Annotated in this window: 13 protein-coding genes and 1 pseudogene; 7 read left to right on the forward strand and 7 right to left on the reverse strand. The window is 56.8% G+C overall.

The features are described from left to right. The first annotated feature begins 25 nt into the window (after nucleotides 1–25). The 5 genes from C8P63_RS09355 to C8P63_RS09370 all read left to right on the forward strand — a co-directional run bounded on the left by C8P63_RS09355 (nucleotide 26) and on the right by C8P63_RS09370 (nucleotide 1,907). On the forward strand, nucleotides 26–262 hold the full coding sequence (locus C8P63_RS09355; RefSeq protein WP_108023485.1) for a DUF5132 domain-containing protein: 237 nt from the start codon (nucleotides 26–28) through the stop codon (nucleotides 260–262). Nucleotides 263–276: 14 nt separating this feature from the next. Further along, entirely contained in the window at nucleotides 277–519 is a 243-nt protein-coding gene (locus C8P63_RS09360; protein ID WP_108023487.1) for a hypothetical protein, read from the forward strand. Nucleotides 520–890: 371 nt separating this feature from the next. Next, entirely contained in the window at nucleotides 891–1,022 is a 132-nt protein-coding gene (locus C8P63_RS19775) for a hypothetical protein (RefSeq protein WP_281258701.1), read from the forward strand. Nucleotides 1,023–1,147: 125 nt separating this feature from the next. Next, nucleotides 1,148–1,480 carry an ArsR/SmtB family transcription factor gene (locus C8P63_RS09365; protein ID WP_108023489.1) on the forward strand — a complete coding sequence of 111 codons (333 nt, stop codon included), beginning with the start codon at nucleotides 1,148–1,150 and terminating at the stop codon, nucleotides 1,478–1,480. Beyond that, the gene (locus C8P63_RS09370) at nucleotides 1,461–1,907 is read left to right on the forward strand and encodes an SRPBCC family protein (protein WP_211308269.1); all 447 of its coding nucleotides are present in this window, start codon (nucleotides 1,461–1,463) and stop codon (nucleotides 1,905–1,907) included. Before C8P63_RS09365 ends, C8P63_RS09370 begins: the two co-directional genes overlap by 20 nt. 215 nt (nucleotides 1,908–2,122) lie before the next feature. On the opposite strand, the pseudogene C8P63_RS09380 reads toward C8P63_RS09370, so the two are convergent. Together C8P63_RS09380 and C8P63_RS09385 are read right to left on the reverse strand one after the other, a co-directional pair. Further along, a pseudogene (locus C8P63_RS09380) lies at nucleotides 2,123–4,025 on the reverse strand (fructose-specific PTS transporter subunit EIIC). 31 nt (nucleotides 4,026–4,056) lie between these two features. Next, nucleotides 4,057–6,003, reverse strand: coding sequence for a BglG family transcription antiterminator (locus tag C8P63_RS09385; RefSeq protein WP_108023495.1), 1,947 nt, complete (start codon nucleotides 6,001–6,003; stop codon nucleotides 4,057–4,059). Between the two features lie 245 nt (nucleotides 6,004–6,248). Between C8P63_RS09385 and C8P63_RS09390 the strand changes: the two genes are divergently transcribed. Beyond that, on the forward strand, nucleotides 6,249–6,428 hold the full coding sequence (locus C8P63_RS09390; RefSeq protein WP_108023497.1) for a hypothetical protein: 180 nt from the start codon (nucleotides 6,249–6,251) through the stop codon (nucleotides 6,426–6,428). 69 nt (nucleotides 6,429–6,497) lie between these two features. Here C8P63_RS09390 and C8P63_RS09395 read toward each other — a convergent pair whose 3' ends face one another. The 3 genes from C8P63_RS09395 to uvrB form a co-directional block, all read right to left on the reverse strand. Continuing rightward, the gene (locus C8P63_RS09395) at nucleotides 6,498–6,887 is read right to left on the reverse strand and encodes a DUF302 domain-containing protein (protein ID WP_108023499.1); all 390 of its coding nucleotides are present in this window, start codon (nucleotides 6,885–6,887) and stop codon (nucleotides 6,498–6,500) included. Between the two features lie 471 nt (nucleotides 6,888–7,358). Then, nucleotides 7,359–10,235 carry an excinuclease ABC subunit UvrA gene (uvrA, locus tag C8P63_RS09400; protein ID WP_108023501.1) on the reverse strand — a complete coding sequence of 959 codons (2,877 nt, stop codon included), beginning with the start codon at nucleotides 10,233–10,235 and terminating at the stop codon, nucleotides 7,359–7,361. Between the two features lie 2 nt (nucleotides 10,236–10,237). Beyond that, nucleotides 10,238–12,223 carry an excinuclease ABC subunit UvrB gene (gene uvrB / locus C8P63_RS09405; protein WP_108023503.1) on the reverse strand — a complete coding sequence of 662 codons (1,986 nt, stop codon included), beginning with the start codon at nucleotides 12,221–12,223 and terminating at the stop codon, nucleotides 10,238–10,240. Between uvrB and C8P63_RS18790 the strand changes: the two genes are divergently transcribed. Then, nucleotides 12,222–12,524 carry a hypothetical protein gene (locus C8P63_RS18790; protein WP_146172156.1) on the forward strand — a complete coding sequence of 101 codons (303 nt, stop codon included), beginning with the start codon at nucleotides 12,222–12,224 and terminating at the stop codon, nucleotides 12,522–12,524. The genes uvrB and C8P63_RS18790 overlap by 2 nt on opposite strands. A gap of 464 nt (nucleotides 12,525–12,988) precedes the next feature. Here the strand turns inward: C8P63_RS18790 and C8P63_RS09410 are convergent, their stop codons facing one another. Beyond that, complete coding sequence (locus C8P63_RS09410) at nucleotides 12,989–14,152, reverse strand: PDZ domain-containing protein (RefSeq protein WP_108023505.1); 1,164 nt, start codon at nucleotides 14,150–14,152, stop codon at nucleotides 12,989–12,991. A 185-nt stretch (nucleotides 14,153–14,337) separates the two neighbouring features. After that, on the reverse strand, nucleotides 14,338–15,792 hold the full coding sequence (locus tag C8P63_RS09415; protein ID WP_108023553.1) for a S41 family peptidase: 1,455 nt from the start codon (nucleotides 15,790–15,792) through the stop codon (nucleotides 14,338–14,340). Between the last annotated feature and the right edge of the window lie 177 nt (nucleotides 15,793–15,969).

Below are 15,969 nucleotides of genomic sequence, written 5' to 3' on the forward strand. Positions count from 1 at the left end.
CGACGTGGAAAGGAGGGTTGGAGACATGAAATCTCTGGACCGGTGGTTGGCAGGGGCGGCCCTCCTGGCCGCTGCACCCACCCTGTTTCCTGTTGCCGTAAAAACCGTCAAACCTTTGGCCCAATGGGCCAATCACAGAATGAAGGCCGCAGGTCGACAAACCCAAAGCACTTGGTATTGGCTGAAAGAAGAAGTGGAAGATATCGTGGCGGAAGCCCAGTTCGAACGAATGAAAAACCGTATGGAGAAAGAATTGTTCTGATAGGAGGGATCTGTTTGAATGAAACCATGACGTCCATCGATGACCATCTGAAAAAAGCTTTTGTTCACATTGAAAAGGCGCTTGCCGAAAGCATCCAACAGGTTCTCGACAATGAACGGAAAAAGGATGAAATCGGCAGGAAATGGGAGGCTTTCATCGGCCAACTTTTCCATTTGATCCGGAAAAAAGGAAAAGAAAACCGGATCAACCTGATGAGTTGGGTTTCTTTCACCCGCTTGCGAAAATGGATGATATAGCTGGAAGCGTTGTGAAAAAGTGAGCGGCAGCATTTACCCGAAGCCGCTCCGGCTGTACTGACCGAGCACAAGTCTCGCCTGGGGTCGCTTGTTCCCGGTCTCGCTATGCACTCACAGAGCACAAGTCTCGCCTCGGTCGCTTCTCTCCCCGGTCTCGCTATGCTGTCCTGCAGAGATGGTTGCACTGTCCGCTTCATTGTGCGTTGATTGGGAGAGACCGTGATCCCTTCCTTGCCTGTTGCAACCGAGTGCGGTGAAACACGTTCCATCATGCCAATCCAACAGTCTGGAAATATTTTTAAGTCGATTTGCATCTCCGAATCTGCTATTCTTTTCATTGGTGTGAATTTGTTGGGTGGAGGTGTACGGAGATGCAAAACATCGCAACAATCAGCGCACTGATTTCCGCGATTGCTTCCCTGCTGGCAGCGATTGTCTCCGCGGTTCGCCTTTATCTGGAATACCGCAACGGCCAACCAACAGCACTGAAAGTTGCGGCATAACAATCCTATACGCTGACAAAAACCACTCTCTTTTAAAATACAACGCGAATCCCGGCTTTGGGATTCTTTTTATTTTCGGTTTTATTTAAGTTTACACTTACGTAAGTATGTGGTTAAATAGAGATATGTTGGACGAAATCTTACATGCGATTGCCGAACCCCGGCGACGGGAAATCCTCGAATTGATCCGCTTCCGGGAGCGGTCCGCCGGGGAGATCGCCGCCTGTTTCGACATCAGCCGTCCCGCCGTTTCCCAGCACCTCCGAGTTCTTGTCGAAGCCGGTCTGGTTCATGTAAGGAGTGAAGGAACCCGCCGTCTGTACCGGGCCCGCCCGGAAGGGCTCACGGATCTTGAAGCGTATCTGCATCAGTTCTGGCGACACCGCCTCGATCAATGGAAAGAGGCGGCTGAAACCGAAGAAAGGGGTCGGTTGGATCGTGGAAAAAGAAACGAATGAGATTGTGCAGGAGGTCTGGATCCAAGCCCGCCCGGAAACCGTGTTCTCCTTTTACACGGATCCGGAGAAAATGAAGAGGTGGATGGGAATCGAGGTGGAACTGGACCCCCGTCCCGGCGGCATCTATCGGGTGAATGTGGACGGAAAGCACATCGAATCGGGAGAGTTCACGGAAGTCCTTCCCCCTTCCCGCATTGTGCATGCCTTCGGATGGGAAGAGGGGAATCTCCTTCCGGCGGGATCCAGCCGGGTGGAGATCACCTTTACTCCGGAAGGGGACGGAACGCGGGTCCGCGTTCGTCAAACCGGATTGCCGAAAAGCCTCCGCAAGGATCACGAGGAGGGATGGAAGCACTATCTTCCCCGTTTGACCGCCGTGGCTGAAGGCAGGGACCCCGGAAGGGATCCCTGGGCGGAAGGGGCATGATGTTGTTCTTCAAGAGAGGGAACCCCGCTTCCCTCTCTTCTTTTTTTACAAAAAAACACCCGGTTCTTCACCGGGTGGAGGAGCAAGTGCGGTTTGGTGAGTCCAATGGCGGTTCAGACCCATAGTCAAGAAAAAGTCCGCCCACGGGCGGGTAAAAGCCTGTGGCTGTTTCCATTATAATCTCTTTCGGAAGCGCTTACATCCGGTAGTTTTTGTCATTTCCGTCCTGGTTCCATGGATTCGATCAGTGCTTTCACTTTTTTCCGGTCCTCGGCTTCCAACAATGCCTGACGGAAGGTGTCATCGATCAGCCGCCGGGAAAGAGCCTGCAGGATGCGGAGATGTTCCTCCCCCGCCTGTTCTTCGGGAACGGCGATCATAAACACCAAGCGGGCAGGTTCACCATCCATGCTGTCCCACTCCACTCCGGATGGCTTCCGTCCGAAGACCACCCGGGGCTCTCGTACACCGGCCGATTTACCGTGGGGAATCGCGATACCGAAGCCGATCCCGGTGCTCCCATGTTCCTCCCGGGCGTAAAGATCCCGCTTGAACTGATCCCGGTCGGACAAAACCCCTGTTTTGTCCAGACGGTCCAGCAGTTCCTCCATCACTTCGTCGCGACTGCTCCCATTCAGTTCCAGCACCATCAAATCTTCGGTCAGAAGATCGGAGAGTTTCATGCGGATTCACTCCTTATTTCGTTTGTACGGGTTTTTTAAGCACATTGACCAAAAGTGCGGTGACAACGGTGCCCGCGGCGATGGCGACAAAGAACATGGGGACGTTGCCCACGGCCTGGACTGCGGCGACGATGGGCCCTCCGTGAGGGACATTGTCGGTTACCCCCGACAGCATGGCTACCGTCGCGGCGGTCATGGAACCCGCCATAATCCCCGGAATGACGCGGAGCGGGTCTCCCGCGGCAAAAGGAATCGCCCCTTCCGTGATGCCGACGAATCCCATCGCCAGGGCGGCTTTCCCCGCCTCCTGTTCTTCCGGCTGGTATTTGCTCCGGGCCAGAAGCGAGGCCAATCCCATTCCAAGGGGAGGTGTGCAGATGGCTGCGGCGATGGCTCCCATGATGAAGGTCTGACCTTCAGCGATCATGGCGGCGCCGAAAAGAAAAGCCACTTTGTTAACCGGCCCCCCCATGTCAAAGGCAATCATGGCACCGAGGATCAAAGCCAAAAGTACTTTGCTGGAACCCTGCATCCCTTGCAGGAATTGGGTCAACCCTTCCATCAGGGAAGCGATGGGGGCACCCAGCACGAAGATGAACAACAGACCCACCAAGATGGATGCCGCCAGCGGAATCACCAGAATCGGCATAATCGGCTGCAGGACCCGGGGCACAGGAAGAGACTTGATCCATCGGGCGATATACCCGGCGATAAAACCGGCCAGGATTCCTCCGATGAAACCAGCCCCCGCTTCGGAACCGTAAAAGCTTCCGTCGGCAGCGATATAACCTCCGATCATCCCGGGAGCCAGACCCGGCCGGTCCGCGATGCTGACGGCAATAAACCCGGCCAAAATCGGAACCATGAAGGTGAAAGCGGCTTCACCCACTTTCAGAATCGGGGCCCAGAAAGAGTGGTCAGGCACCACCAGTCCCTTGGCCCCGGGTTCCCCTCCCAACCCGAGGGAAAGCGCGATCAACAATCCCCCGACGACCACAAAGGGAATCATGTACGAAACCCCGTTCATCAGGGAGCGATAAACCGGGTTCTGCGCCCGTCCCTTCTTGTGGATACGGATCGTCTGGGATATGCCGGGCTTTTCACTGTCTTCCTTCCGGGAGCGGTGGACGGAAACATCTCCGCTCTCGAATCGCCGGATCAATTCCCCGGGTTTGTGAATGGCATCGGAGACGGCGCATGTCAGCACCCGTTTCCCCTCAAAGCGGTCCATTTCGATGCTTTTGTCCACCGCGAGAATGATCCCGTCGGCGGTTTCGATTTCTTCTTCGGTCAATACGTTTTCCGCCCCGATCGAGCCCTGGGTTTCCACCTTGATGTCGATCCCCGCTTCTTCTGCAGCTTTGGCCAGCTTTTCAGCGGCCATGTAGGTGTGGGCAATCCCGTTGGGGCAGGAAGTGACGGCCAGGAGTTTCATGTTCATCCCCTCTCCCTGTTATTTCTTTATATTACAGATATCCTCGCCAATCGCGGGGGTCCTTTTCGTTGATGATCGCTTCCAGCGTTTCCGGGTCCCCGGCAAGCCGGACCATCTCCCGAAACAGAGAACGGTTTCGGTCCCGCTCCTCCGGGTCGAGGGCCAGGAGAAAGATCAGGCGGACAGACTCACCGTCCCAGTTCACGGGCTCCTGGATCGCAGCGGCGGCCACTCCGGATTTCAGGACGTGATCCGGTGCGCCGTGGGGGATGGCCACCCCGTTCCCGATGGTGGTCGGGGCAAATCGTTCTCTTTCGAGAACACTTTCGAGATAACCTGCCCGCACGGCTCCGATCCTCTCCAATCGTTCCGTCAGTCGGTACAGGAGATTCTCCCGGTTTTTCTCCCGTACGAGACGAAGACACCCCTTCGGGTCCAACAAACTTCTCAAAACCGGAAAGCGCTCTTTCGTCTCCGCCCCCTCTCCGACCAGGTTCCCCTGGAGGAGTCGGTGCAGCTGTTCCCGCTCCCCCCTGTGAAAGAGAGGGGTGACCTGAAGCAAAGGAACCGGGGACTGTTCCAGGGGAACCGTGGAGAGAAGCAAATCGGGCCGGTGTTTTCGAACGGCCTGCCCCACTTCCCGGGCTGCCACCGTCGCCGCCACCCGCAGCTCCGGAAAGAACCGCTCCAGCTTGGCTTCCAGCAGGCGGGCCGTTCCTTCCCCGCTGGAACAGACAATCAGGACGCTCTTTCTCTCCGGCAACCGGCGGAGGCGTTCCACGGCTGCCTGAAAGTGGAGAACCAGATATCCCACTTCCTCCGGTCCGAAGCGAACCCCCTTCTCAGCCAACTCCGGAAGCAATCCTGACAGGGTTTCATACATGTAAGGGTAGCTTCTTCGGATCTCCTCAAGAAGGGGGTTGTCCACCCGGAGACCGTGGCGCATCCGGTTCAAGGCTGAATGAAGGTGAAGGGAAAGACCCGAAAGAAGGGGTTCGTCCCCTTCCAAGGGCAGATGAAGGGCCCGCCCCATCCGGGAAATGAGGAACAGAGCGGTCTGCCGGGCTTCCGGATCCATTTCCCCGAGGACTCTTTGGATTTCCCCGCCGGTGTCGGATCCCAGGTGACGAACCCGGGAACCCAGGATATGCATGGTGATATATCCGATTTCCGCTTCGGGAAACCGCAGGGAGAAGCGCCGTTCCAGTGCCCCGGCCAAACGGGCCGCTGTCCGGTATTCGGGGCGCGCGGCCAGCTCCTGATGTTCCTCTTCCGGCATCCGGATGGTTTGCCCCTGACGGATCCGGCGAAGGGCGATGGCCAGGTGATAAACCAGATTGGTGAACCCCTCATCCGTAAAGGAGTAGGGTAACGTGTTTTCCAACCGGCGAACTTCCTCCCGGATCACCGGAAGCTCCCCTGCCAGATCTGACAAAAGATCTTCCCCCCTCCGGCCTTCCTCCTCTCTGAGTCTGGAAAAGGCGATTCGTCGTTCCTTTTCCTCCCCTTCCACTTTCACCCCCCAGTTGGGACGGCGCACCAGGGTCAATCCCCCGGAACGGAGCCAGGACTCCACCCAGTCGAGATCGGAGTGCACGGAAGACCGGCTGACAAACAGTTTCCGGGAAAGTTCCCTTGTGGTGAGCGGCCGGTCCGCTTCCAAAAGGATCCGGAGCAGCTTCCGCCTCCTCCCGTCGGGATCCTCCCGATCGGACCCGAGTTCCCACCCCTCCCTCTCCAGACGACCGGCAAGGGTCTCCCGCTCTCCCTGGGCCCCTTCCACGATGACCCCCACTCCCGGTCTGCCGGATAAGTTCAAACCGGTTTCGACCTGGATCCACTCTTTCAGTCGAGCGAGATCGTTCCGTACCGTTCTTTCGGAACAACCGAGCCTTTCCGCCAACTCCGCCGATGTAAGCGGACGGTCAGCCCGGAGCAGGAAACGGAGCAATCGGTTTTTTCGTTCATTCAGTGACATTTTCCATCACCACCGGTGGCGGGAAAACCCGAAAGCGCTTTCCCGATATCAGATTAACACGGAAATTTCCGGTCATCGTCCAAATCCTTTACCGCAACCTCCGGCAAAGGATTGAACAGTTTCATTGGTTCCCGAACCAAAAGGCGCAGACGGTGACCATCCGGCCAGTCCCCGGCCAGATGCCTTTCCGCCCTGTCCACCCTTGAATAATCTGGGAGTGAAAACCTCAGAAAGGAGGACAGCCGATGTTGACGTTTTCTGTTCCACGCTCCGGCTTTGCCGGAGGACTTCGGGGTTTGGCCGGAATGATCGGCGGACTCCGCCGCTACCTTCCGAAGCTGATGGGGATGTGGGGAAAGTTACGTTCCTTCTGGTCGCTGCTGGGGCCTTTTCGTTCCATCATGAAAGGCCTCCTCGCCAGGTGAACCAACAAAAGCCGGCCCCGAAGGCCGGCTTTTGTTGGTTCAGGTCCCTGTCGGGAACCCCGACTGCTTTTACTTGGCTTCATCGATCGCCTGGACCATGGTTCGCTCCACGTCCTCTGCAAGAGCTTGCAGTCGCTCATCTTCGGTCATGGCCATCAGGGTGGTCGGACGGAGCAGGCCGATGTGGGTTTTCAGCGTCTCGTCACTGCGATAGACGACGATTTTGCAGGGGAGAAAATAGCCGCCCTTCTGGTTGCGGGTCAGTACTTTTTTTGCGACATCCGGATTGCAAACCTCCAGCACGCGGAAGTCCTGTTCCAGGGCGATGCCTTTTTCCATCAGCTTTGTGGGAATATCCAGTTTCCAAAGGACCCCGAACTTGTGATTGGAGAGCGTCTGTTCCAGTGCCCGGATCGCTTCGTCCACGGTTTTGTTCGTCACCACGGTATAATCGAACATACGAGAATGCCCCCTTTCTGAGTCTTCGGACACAAAGTTATTTTACACCAATCCGCCCCTTTTTTGGGGGGGCAGCGGCCGGATCCGCCTTGTCCCCGGGACCCGGCCACCCTTGACAAGGGCCGCGGACGCCGGGATCGGGTTTTCGCTTATAAAAATCGCCGTGAAGCCACGGCTTTAGAAGCGTTGTGAAAAAGTGAACGGCAGCATTTACCCAAAGCCGCTCCGGCTGCACTCAACACAAGTCTCGCCTGGGTCGATTGCGCTCCCCGGTCTCGCTATGCACTCACAGAGCACATACGCCGGAAATCAGTCCCCAGCTACTTTTGACGATTTCCAGACCCATCTTGGTCGTGGGATAAGTCGACCTGGGTGTGGAGTACTTTGCGATCACGTCCGATCAAGAATTTTCCCCGGCCATGTGCTTGTTGGAGAAAGGGCGCGGGGGTGCTTCAGCCTTGTGAAAGCAAGTCACGAGCCGGAGACCTTGGAAGACAGTTCGCGGTAGAACTTATCCATCCGTTGACGGTCCCGTTCCAGGATCGGCCCCAGGAACCGGCCGGTATGCGACTCCTTCACCCGGGCCACTTCCTCCGGCGTTCCCGTGGCCACAATGCGGCCTCCCCCGGTCCCTCCTTCGGGTCCCAGGTCGATCAGGTAATCCGCTGTCTTGATCACGTCCAGATTGTGTTCGATCACCAAAACTGAATCGCCGTTTTCCACCAGCCGGCCGAGCACCTTCAAGAGGCGCGAGATATCGTCGGTGTGAAGGCCCGTGGTCGGTTCGTCCAGGATGTAAAGGGTCCGGCCCTTGGACCGTTTGTACAGTTCGGAGGCCAGTTTCACCCGCTGGGCCTCCCCTCCGGAAAGGGTCGTGGCCGGCTGCCCCAGCTTGATGTAACCCAGACCCACATCAAACAGGGTCTGGAGTTTGCGCCGGATGCGGGGAATGTTTTTAAAGAACTCCAGGGCTTCCTCCACCCGCATGTCCAGGATATCGGAAATATTTTTTCCTTTGTATTTCACTTCCAGGGTTTCCCGGTTGTACCGCTTGCCTTTGCATTGTTCGCAAGGAACGTAAACGTCGGGAAGGAAGTGCATCTCGATTTTGATAATCCCATCCCCCCGGCAGGCTTCACAACGCCCGCCTTTCACATTGAAGCTGAATCGGCCTTTTTTATACCCCCGGACCTTGGCTTCCTGGGTGGATGCGAACACTTCCCGGACATCGTCAAAGACGCTGGTGTAGGTGGCCGGATTGGAACGCGGAGTCCGGCCGATCGGGGACTGGTCGATGTTGATCACCTTGTCCAGATGCTCCAAACCCCGAATTTCTTTATGTTCCCCCGGGATCCGCTTGGAACGGTTCAGTTCCCTGGAGAGGGCTTTCAACAGAATCTCATTGATCAGGGTGCTTTTCCCCGAGCCGGAGACGCCCGTCACACAGGTGAAAACTCCCAGGGGCACACGGACATCGATGTCCTTCAGGTTGTTCTCCCGTGCTCCCACGATTTCCACCCATTTCCCGTTGGGTTCCCGGCGTTCCTCCGGAAGCGGAATGAAGCGGCGCCCCGACAGATACTGGCCGGTGAGGGATTCACTCATCTCCATCACCTCTTCCGGCGTTCCGCAGGCGACGATTTCTCCTCCGTGGGCTCCCGCTCCCGGACCCACGTCAATAATGTAGTCGGAAGCCAGCATGGTATCCTCATCGTGCTCCACCACGATCAAGGTGTTCCCCAGGTCGCGCATCTGTTCCAGCGTCCGGATCAACCGCAGGTTGTCCCGCTGGTGAAGGCCGATGCTGGGCTCGTCCAGGATGTAGAGAACGCCCATCAACTTGGAACCGATCTGGGTGGCCAGCCGGATCCGCTGGGCTTCCCCCCCGGAAAGGGTGCCGGCGGACCGGTTCAGGGTCAGGTAGTTGAGCCCGACGTTGACCAGAAAACCGAGGCGGCTGTCGATTTCCTTGATGATTTGCCGGGCGATGGTCATCTCCTTCTCCGTCAGTTCCAATCCGTTGATAAAATCCCTGGCCTCCTGGATGGAGAGGGAGGTGACGTAGGCGATGTTTTTCCCGCCCACCAGCACGCTTAACGATTCCCGCTTCAACCGGGTCCCGCCACAGGTGGGACAGGCTTTGTTGCTCATGTAGTTTTCGATCTGTTCCCGGATGGTATCGGAACCCGTCTCCCGAAAACGGCGCTCCAGATTTTTCAACACCCCTTCAAATCGGATGGTGAGTTCCTTCACCTGGCCAAAGTCTGTCTCATAGCGGAACGGGATGCGTTCGCCGGTTCCATACAACAGCTTCTCCAGATCGCTTTCCGGAAGGTCCTTCACCGGAACGTCCATATCGATCCCATAGTATTGACAGGCCGACTCCAGCAGGGAGGGGTAGTAATTGCTCGATTTCCCCACCCAAGGTTCGATGGCCCCTTCCCTCAGCGTTTTTCCCTTGTCGGGGATCACCAGTTGGGGCGCCACTTCCATCCGGCTGCCCAGCCCGTCACAGGTGGGACAAGCCCCGTAGGGACTGTTGAAGGAGAACATGCGCGGAGAAAGCTCATCCATGCTGAATCCGCACTCGGGACAGGCCAGGTTCTGGCTGAACAGCATATCCTCTCCGTCGATCACATCCACCCGCACTTTCCCTCCGGCAAGGTGGAGGGCGGTTTCCAGGGAATCCGTCAGCCGGGTCTGGATCCCGGGTTTGACCACAATCCGGTCCACCACCACTTCCACGGTGTGTTTCTTGTTCTTCTCCAGTTTAATCTCTTCGGACAGGTCCCGGATTTCCCCGTCAACACGGACCCGAACATACCCTTCTTTGCGGATCTCGTCCAGCAGCTTGGCGTGCTCCCCTTTACGTCCCTCCACTAAGGGGGCGAGGATCTGGATCCGCGACCGTTCCGGCAGTTCAAGGATCCGGTCCGTCATCTGCTGCACGGTCTGGGAGGAGATCTCGATGCCGTGCTCGGGACAATGGGGCCGTCCCACCCGGGCAAACAGGAGGCGCAAATAATCATAAATCTCCGTCACTGTCCCCACCGTCGAACGGGGGTTCCGGCTGGTGGTTTTTTGATCGATGGAGATGGCCGGGGAAAGTCCGTCGATGGATTCCACGTCCGGTTTGTCCATCTGACCGAGGAACTGCCGGGCATAGGCCGACAGGGATTCCACGTACCGACGCTGACCTTCGGCGTAAATGGTGTCGAAAGCGAGGGATGATTTTCCCGATCCGGACAAGCCCGTCAAAACGACAAACCGGTCGCGGGGGATGGTGACGTCGATATTCTTCAGATTGTGAACGCGAGCTCCGCGTATGACGATGTTTTCCTGTGACACGGTCAGGCTCCCTCCGCTTTCAACTCGATGATCAGGTCTCTCAGTTCCGCTGCACGTTCAAACTGCAGCTCCCGGGCTGCCTGTTTCATCTCTTTTGTCATCCGTTCGATCAGTTGTTGACGCTCTTTCCTTCCCATTTTCTCCACATCGGGGACTGCCTGATACGTTTCGCCTTCTTCCGCCGCTTTGGTCGCCTCGATGACGTCACGGACCGCTTTGCGGACGGTTTGGGGGGTGATGCCGTGCTTCTTGTTGTAGGCCATCTGGATCGAACGGCGTCGATTCGTCTCCTCAATGGCCCGCCGCATGGACTCGGTAACCCGGTCGGCGTACATGATCACCTCGCCGTTGGCGTTCCTTGCCGCCCGGCCGATGGTTTGAATCAGGGACCGCTCCGCCCGGAGGAATCCTTCCTTATCCGCATCGAGAATGGCCACCAACGAAACCTCGGGTAAATCGAGACCCTCCCGGAGAAGGTTGATCCCGACCAACACATCGAACTCACCCAGTCGCAGGCTCCTCAGGATCTGCATCCGCTCGATCGTCTTGATGTCGGAGTGAAGATACCGGACCCGGATCCCCGCCTCTTTGAGATAATCGGTCAGGTCTTCGGCCATTTTTTTGGTGAGGGTCGTCACCAGGACCCGTTCGTCCCGTTTCAGTCGCTTGTGGATTTCGCCGATCAGGTTGTCGATCTGCCCTTCGATCGGTCGGACGTGAATTTTCGGGTCGACCAGCCCCGTCGGGCGGATGATCTGTTCCACCGCCTCGGGGCATTTTTCCTGTTCGTAAGGACCGGGGGTGGCGGACACGAAGATCACCTGATGCACCCGTTCTTCGAATTCCTCAAATTTCAGCGGCCGGTTGTCCAAAGCGGAAGGAAGACGGAAACCGTGTTCAACCAACATCTCCTTCCGGGAGCGGTCGCCATTGTACATCCCGCCGATTTGAGGAATGGTGACGTGGGATTCATCAATGATCATCAGGTAGTCGTCGGGAAAATAGTCGAGAAGAGTGTAGGGCGGATCCCCCGGCTTTTTCCCCACCAGATGCCGGGAGTAGTTTTCAATCCCGGAGCAGAACCCCACTTCCCTCATCATCTCCATGTCGTACCGGGTCCGTTGTTCCAACCGTTGGGCTTCCAGGAGCTTGTCCTTCGACTTCAGTTCCTCCAGACGCTCTTCCAGTTCCCGCTCGATGTCTTCAAGTGCCCGCTTGAGGACGCCTTCCTGCGTCACGTAGTGGGAAGCCGGAAAAATGGCGATGTGCTCCCGGTCCCCGATAATTTCCCCGGTCAGAACGTCGATTTCCCGGATGCGATCGATTTCATCCCCAAAAAACTCCACCCGGACCGCCTGCTCACCCCGGGAAGCGGGGAAGATCTCCAGGACATCCCCGCGAACGCGAAAGGTTCCCCGAACGAAGTTCATATCGTTCCGTTCATACTGGATATCCACCAGATCTCTTAACACCGCGTTCCGGTCTTTCTCCATCCCGACGCGCAAAGAGACCACCTGCTCCCGGTACGCCTCGGGGGAACCGAGGCCGTAGATGCAGGAAACGCTGGCCACGATGATCACGTCGTCGCGCTCAAAGAGCGCACTGGTGGCCGAGTGCCGAAGCTTGTCGATCTCATCGTTAATCGACGCGTCTTTTTCGATGTAGGTGTCGGTCTGGGGAACATAGGCTTCAGGCTGGTAATAATCGTAGTAACTGACGAAATACTCCACGGCGTTGTGGGGAAAGAATTCTTTCAGCTCCCCGCACAGCTGAGCGGCCAGGGTCTTATTGGGGGCGATCACCAGAGTCGGCTTGCCCACCCGCGCGATGGTGTGGGCGATGGTGAACGTTTTCCCCGTCCCGGTCGCCCCCAACAAGGTCTGCTGTTTTTTCCCGTTGAGAACGCCTTCCGTCAGCTTCTCAATCGCTTTCGGTTGATCCCCCTGGGGCTTATAATCGGATACCAGGCGAAAGGGGCTGTCAGCCATGGTTTATCACCTCGGATCTGTCATCCTTTCCATTATAACACAAGCGGAAGGAGAAACCGGAACATCCGTTCTTCCGCCTTCTGTTATTTCTTGTCTGCCAAAGAGACTTCGAACTCCCCTTCTCCCCCTTGCAATGAAAAAATCCCCCGCGAAGGGAGGGAAAATCACAACCGAAAAAACGGCGTTCTTGCTCCTGCACCCCGACCTCATTCCGGGCACAGACGGCGGCGAAACAAGGAACGGCGACCCCGGTTCATCAGGATATACGAAAGAGTCACGCTTCCCGCCAGGATCAGACTGAAAATCTCACTGATGCAATACGGAGCGGGTACCCCCACACTTGTGCTCTGTGAGTACATAGCGAGACCGGGAGCACAAGCGACCCCGGCGAGACTTGTGCTCTGTGAGTACATAGCGAGACCGGGAGCACAAGCGACCCCGGCGAGACTTGTGCTCTGTGAGTACATAGCGAGACCGGGAGCACAAGCGACCCCGGCGAGACTTGTGCTCTGTGAGTACATAGCGAGACCGGGAGCACAAGCGACCCCGGCGAGACTTGTGCTCTGTGAGTACATAGCGAGACCGGGAGCACAAGCGACCCCGGCGAGACTTGTGCTCTGTGAGTACATAGCGAGACCGGGAGCACAAGCGACCCCGGCGAGACTTGTGCTCTGTGAGTACAGCCGGAGCGGCTTCGGGTAAATGCCGCCGCTCACGTTTTTTCAATACTTCCAGGGTTTTCCTTCCCCCGGGGCTTCTATTCGCTCACACCGTTCTCCCGACGGCCGGTTCCGGGCCGGGCGCTCCCTCTGCGTCTTTGCCGGCAACAGGATCCGGGGCTTTCACCAATCCCAGGTCGGACGGATCACCTTCGTATACCGGCCGTTGCGCGAGCTTGGGATCGCCGTGTTCATCCAACAATTCCAGTTTGCTGAAGGCCGGGGATTTCTGAAGAGCCCGTTTCACCTCGTCCATGCTGTCTGTTTCTTCTCCGTTCACCCGAAGGAGGGTGTCGCCCGGCCGGATCCCCATCTCCTCCGCCGGGCTTGCGGAAAGAACCGCCAATACTTTGATCCCCCGTTCCGCAGGGGTAAACAGGGGAGGACGTCTGATTTCCCGGTACCTGCCCACCCAGTAAAGGGCTTCATGACCCAAAATCGCATAAACGGCCGCAGCCCACAACAGAACCGGCATCCCATAAACCCCCGACAGGGTCAGAATCGTCAATCCAACCCCGTAAACCAAAACCAGGGAGGAAGAACGGCGCCGTTGCTGCTCGGGGGAAATGGAAAGGTTCACCCGTGCGAAACCCGACACGAGCGGCACCGGCAACCAACCCGCCGGCGTTGCCGCCAGTAGGGGAACCGGCCAGATTTTACGCATCAGGTGGCCTCCCACCCACCGTCCGTGAGCAACTTTCACCGTGATCGGCATCATCCCCGCTCCTCCGTCCAGGCGAACCATGAACCATTCCGCCAGATGGAGGAGGCCCGCCAGAAAAAGCCAATCCCCTGCCGAAAATACCGACAGATCCGGGAGAATTCCGGGTTTCGCCCCGATTCCCCGGGCCGTCAGGCTCAAAAGGGACAGAATTCCCACTGCAATGCCCGTGCATGCCAACCGGAGATTGAAGGTGCCCAAAACCAGCGTCACGATCCAGACACGGATCAGATCTCCCGGCTTTAAATCCAGAGTAAAAAAGGAGACCGACAGGGAGATCAAACCGCCCGCCACACATCCCACCAGCAGAGTGCGAAGAAACAGCGGGGTCGGGGGAGACAGACGGCTCCCCCATGTCTGTTGTTCCCGAATGTTTTTCCAGGCATATTGCCAGGCCGCCAACAGCAGGGCAACCAACCAGAACGGATGGACGAGGAGTGATTTCACCGCCGTCAAAGGGTGTTCCGATGCCATCAGAGAAAATTCCACACCAATCCCCCCATAAGAAAAATCCCACAAGCAAAGTCTCGTGGGATGATCGGGAAGTTGACCGTCACCGGCGGACCGCCGGACGTTCCGGACTGCCCCGTCTCCACCACGAAGCGATCTTCCACCGGATTTTCCCGGGGTTGACCCTTCATGATGGATTTCGATGTGCAAAAACACTTCCCTTTTTATTTTATTTCTTTTTTCAACGTTTCCATAGCCACCCGCAATTGGAGATCGCTCTTGGGATCGCGCAACATGGAGATAAACTCCTCCTGCATTTTCAGGGCCGTCTTTTCGTCCACTTTCCCCGTCACCGCGAGGTCCTTTGTTTTCTGAAACGCCTTCACCGCGGTTTCCGTCTTGTCGTCAAAGTATCCGTCGGTCCGTCCGGGACGGTAGCCCAACCCGTCCAGAACCAGCTGCAGATTTTTCACCTGCTGGGAGGTCATATCCCGTTTCAATTCTTGATCGGGTTGAGGAGGTGTCGCGTGGTAGTAATCGGGCAGTTTCACTTTGACGTCGGGTTCAATCCCTTTTTTGTGAATCCAGTTTCCTTTCGGAGTCAACCATTTGGCCATGGTCAACTTCAGATTGCTGCCGTCTTCGAAATCTTTCGCTTGCTGAACCGTTCCTTTACCGAAGGTTCCCTGACCCACGGTTTTGTAGCCGCCTGCTTCCTTCAGTGCCGCCGCCAGAATTTCGGAGGCACTGGCCGAACCTTTATCGGTCAGGACCACGATGGGATAGTCTTTCTTTCCGTCCAGCTTGGATTTGTATTCAATGCGGTGACCCGTTTTATCTTCGGTCATCATGATTCTTTTCCCGTTGGGAACCAACTGCTCGCTAATCTCGATCACCGAGGGCAGCAATCCTCCCGGGTTCCCCCGCACATCGATCACAAGACCTTTCATCCCTTGTTTCTCCAACTTCTTCAACTCTGTGAAGAAATCATCCGCGGTATCGTTGGCGAACTGGGTGATCTCAATTTTCCCGATTTTGTCTTTCATCATTTCGGCCTGCACCGTTTCAATCGGGATCTTGTCACGGACCACGGTGATTTTCAATATATCGCTCTGGCCGGGGCGTATCACTTCCAACCGGGCTTTCGTTCCCTTGGGGCCTTTGATTTTGGATACCGCCTCGTTCAGGTTCATTCCTTCCAGGCTCTTTCCGTTCACCTTGATGATCTGGTCCTCGGGACGCAGTCCGGCCTTTTCAGCGGGGGATCCCTTAAAGGGGGAAACGATGGTCACCTTCCCCTTTTTCATGGTGACCTCCGCTCCGATTCCCTGAAAGGAGGATTCCATGGAGGAGTGGAATTGTTGGGCCGTCTTTTTGTCCATATAGGCGGAATACGGATCATCCAGGGATTCCACCATCCCCCGGATGGCACCGTCAATCAGCTTCTGATCATCCACCTTGCCGATATACTGGGACTTGATCAGTGCATACGACTCTTTCAGTTTACCCAACCGGCCTTCCAGCCCTTGGGTGTCACCGCCGGACAAAGAGGTACCGTTCAAAAATGAAGACCCCATTACCTGAGACAGCAAGCCGCCGTCGCCTACCATCGCCGCAGTTGTGAGGCTGCTGAAGAGCACGGCGAAAACGACGAGCAAGGCTACTGTACGTCCGCGCATATACATCCGCACACCACCTTTATATACGTCTCACGGGCGGCCGGCTGTGCCGCCCCTTCCGAGGTCCGTCCTGCTCCACCCACCCGGTTGTCAAATTCGCCCCCGGATTCCGTGGGGTCTGTTCATGTATATGACAAGCAGGGTACAGTTATTATCAGCTTCACTCTAGCAGACTTT

Origin of the sequence: Melghirimyces profundicolus (assembly GCF_003054245.1) — a bacterium.
Taxonomy (GTDB): domain Bacteria; phylum Bacillota; class Bacilli; order Thermoactinomycetales; family DSM-45169; genus Melghirimyces; species Melghirimyces profundicolus.

What these genes read in the sequence shown, in the direction of transcription:
- C8P63_RS09355 (WP_108023485.1), top strand. Translation starts at nt 26, where the DNA reads ATGAAATCTCTGGACCGGTGGTTGGCAGGGGCGGCCCTCCTGGCCGCT.
- C8P63_RS09390 (WP_108023497.1), top strand. Translation starts at nt 6,249, where the DNA reads ATGTTGACGTTTTCTGTTCCACGCTCCGGCTTTGCCGGAGGACTTCGG.
- C8P63_RS09415 (WP_108023553.1), bottom strand. Translation starts at nt 15,792, where the DNA reads ATGCGCGGACGTACAGTAGCCTTGCTCGTCGTTTTCGCCGTGCTCTTC.
- C8P63_RS09395 (WP_108023499.1), bottom strand. Translation starts at nt 6,887, where the DNA reads ATGTTCGATTATACCGTGGTGACGAACAAAACCGTGGACGAAGCGATC.
- C8P63_RS09365 (WP_108023489.1), top strand. Translation starts at nt 1,148, where the DNA reads ATGTTGGACGAAATCTTACATGCGATTGCCGAACCCCGGCGACGGGAA.
- C8P63_RS18790 (WP_146172156.1), top strand. Translation starts at nt 12,222, where the DNA reads ATGGTTTATCACCTCGGATCTGTCATCCTTTCCATTATAACACAAGCG.
- C8P63_RS09385 (WP_108023495.1), bottom strand. Translation starts at nt 6,003, where the DNA reads ATGTCACTGAATGAACGAAAAAACCGATTGCTCCGTTTCCTGCTCCGG.
- C8P63_RS19775 (WP_281258701.1), top strand. Translation starts at nt 891, where the DNA reads ATGCAAAACATCGCAACAATCAGCGCACTGATTTCCGCGATTGCTTCC.
- uvrB (WP_108023503.1), bottom strand. Translation starts at nt 12,223, where the DNA reads ATGGCTGACAGCCCCTTTCGCCTGGTATCCGATTATAAGCCCCAGGGG.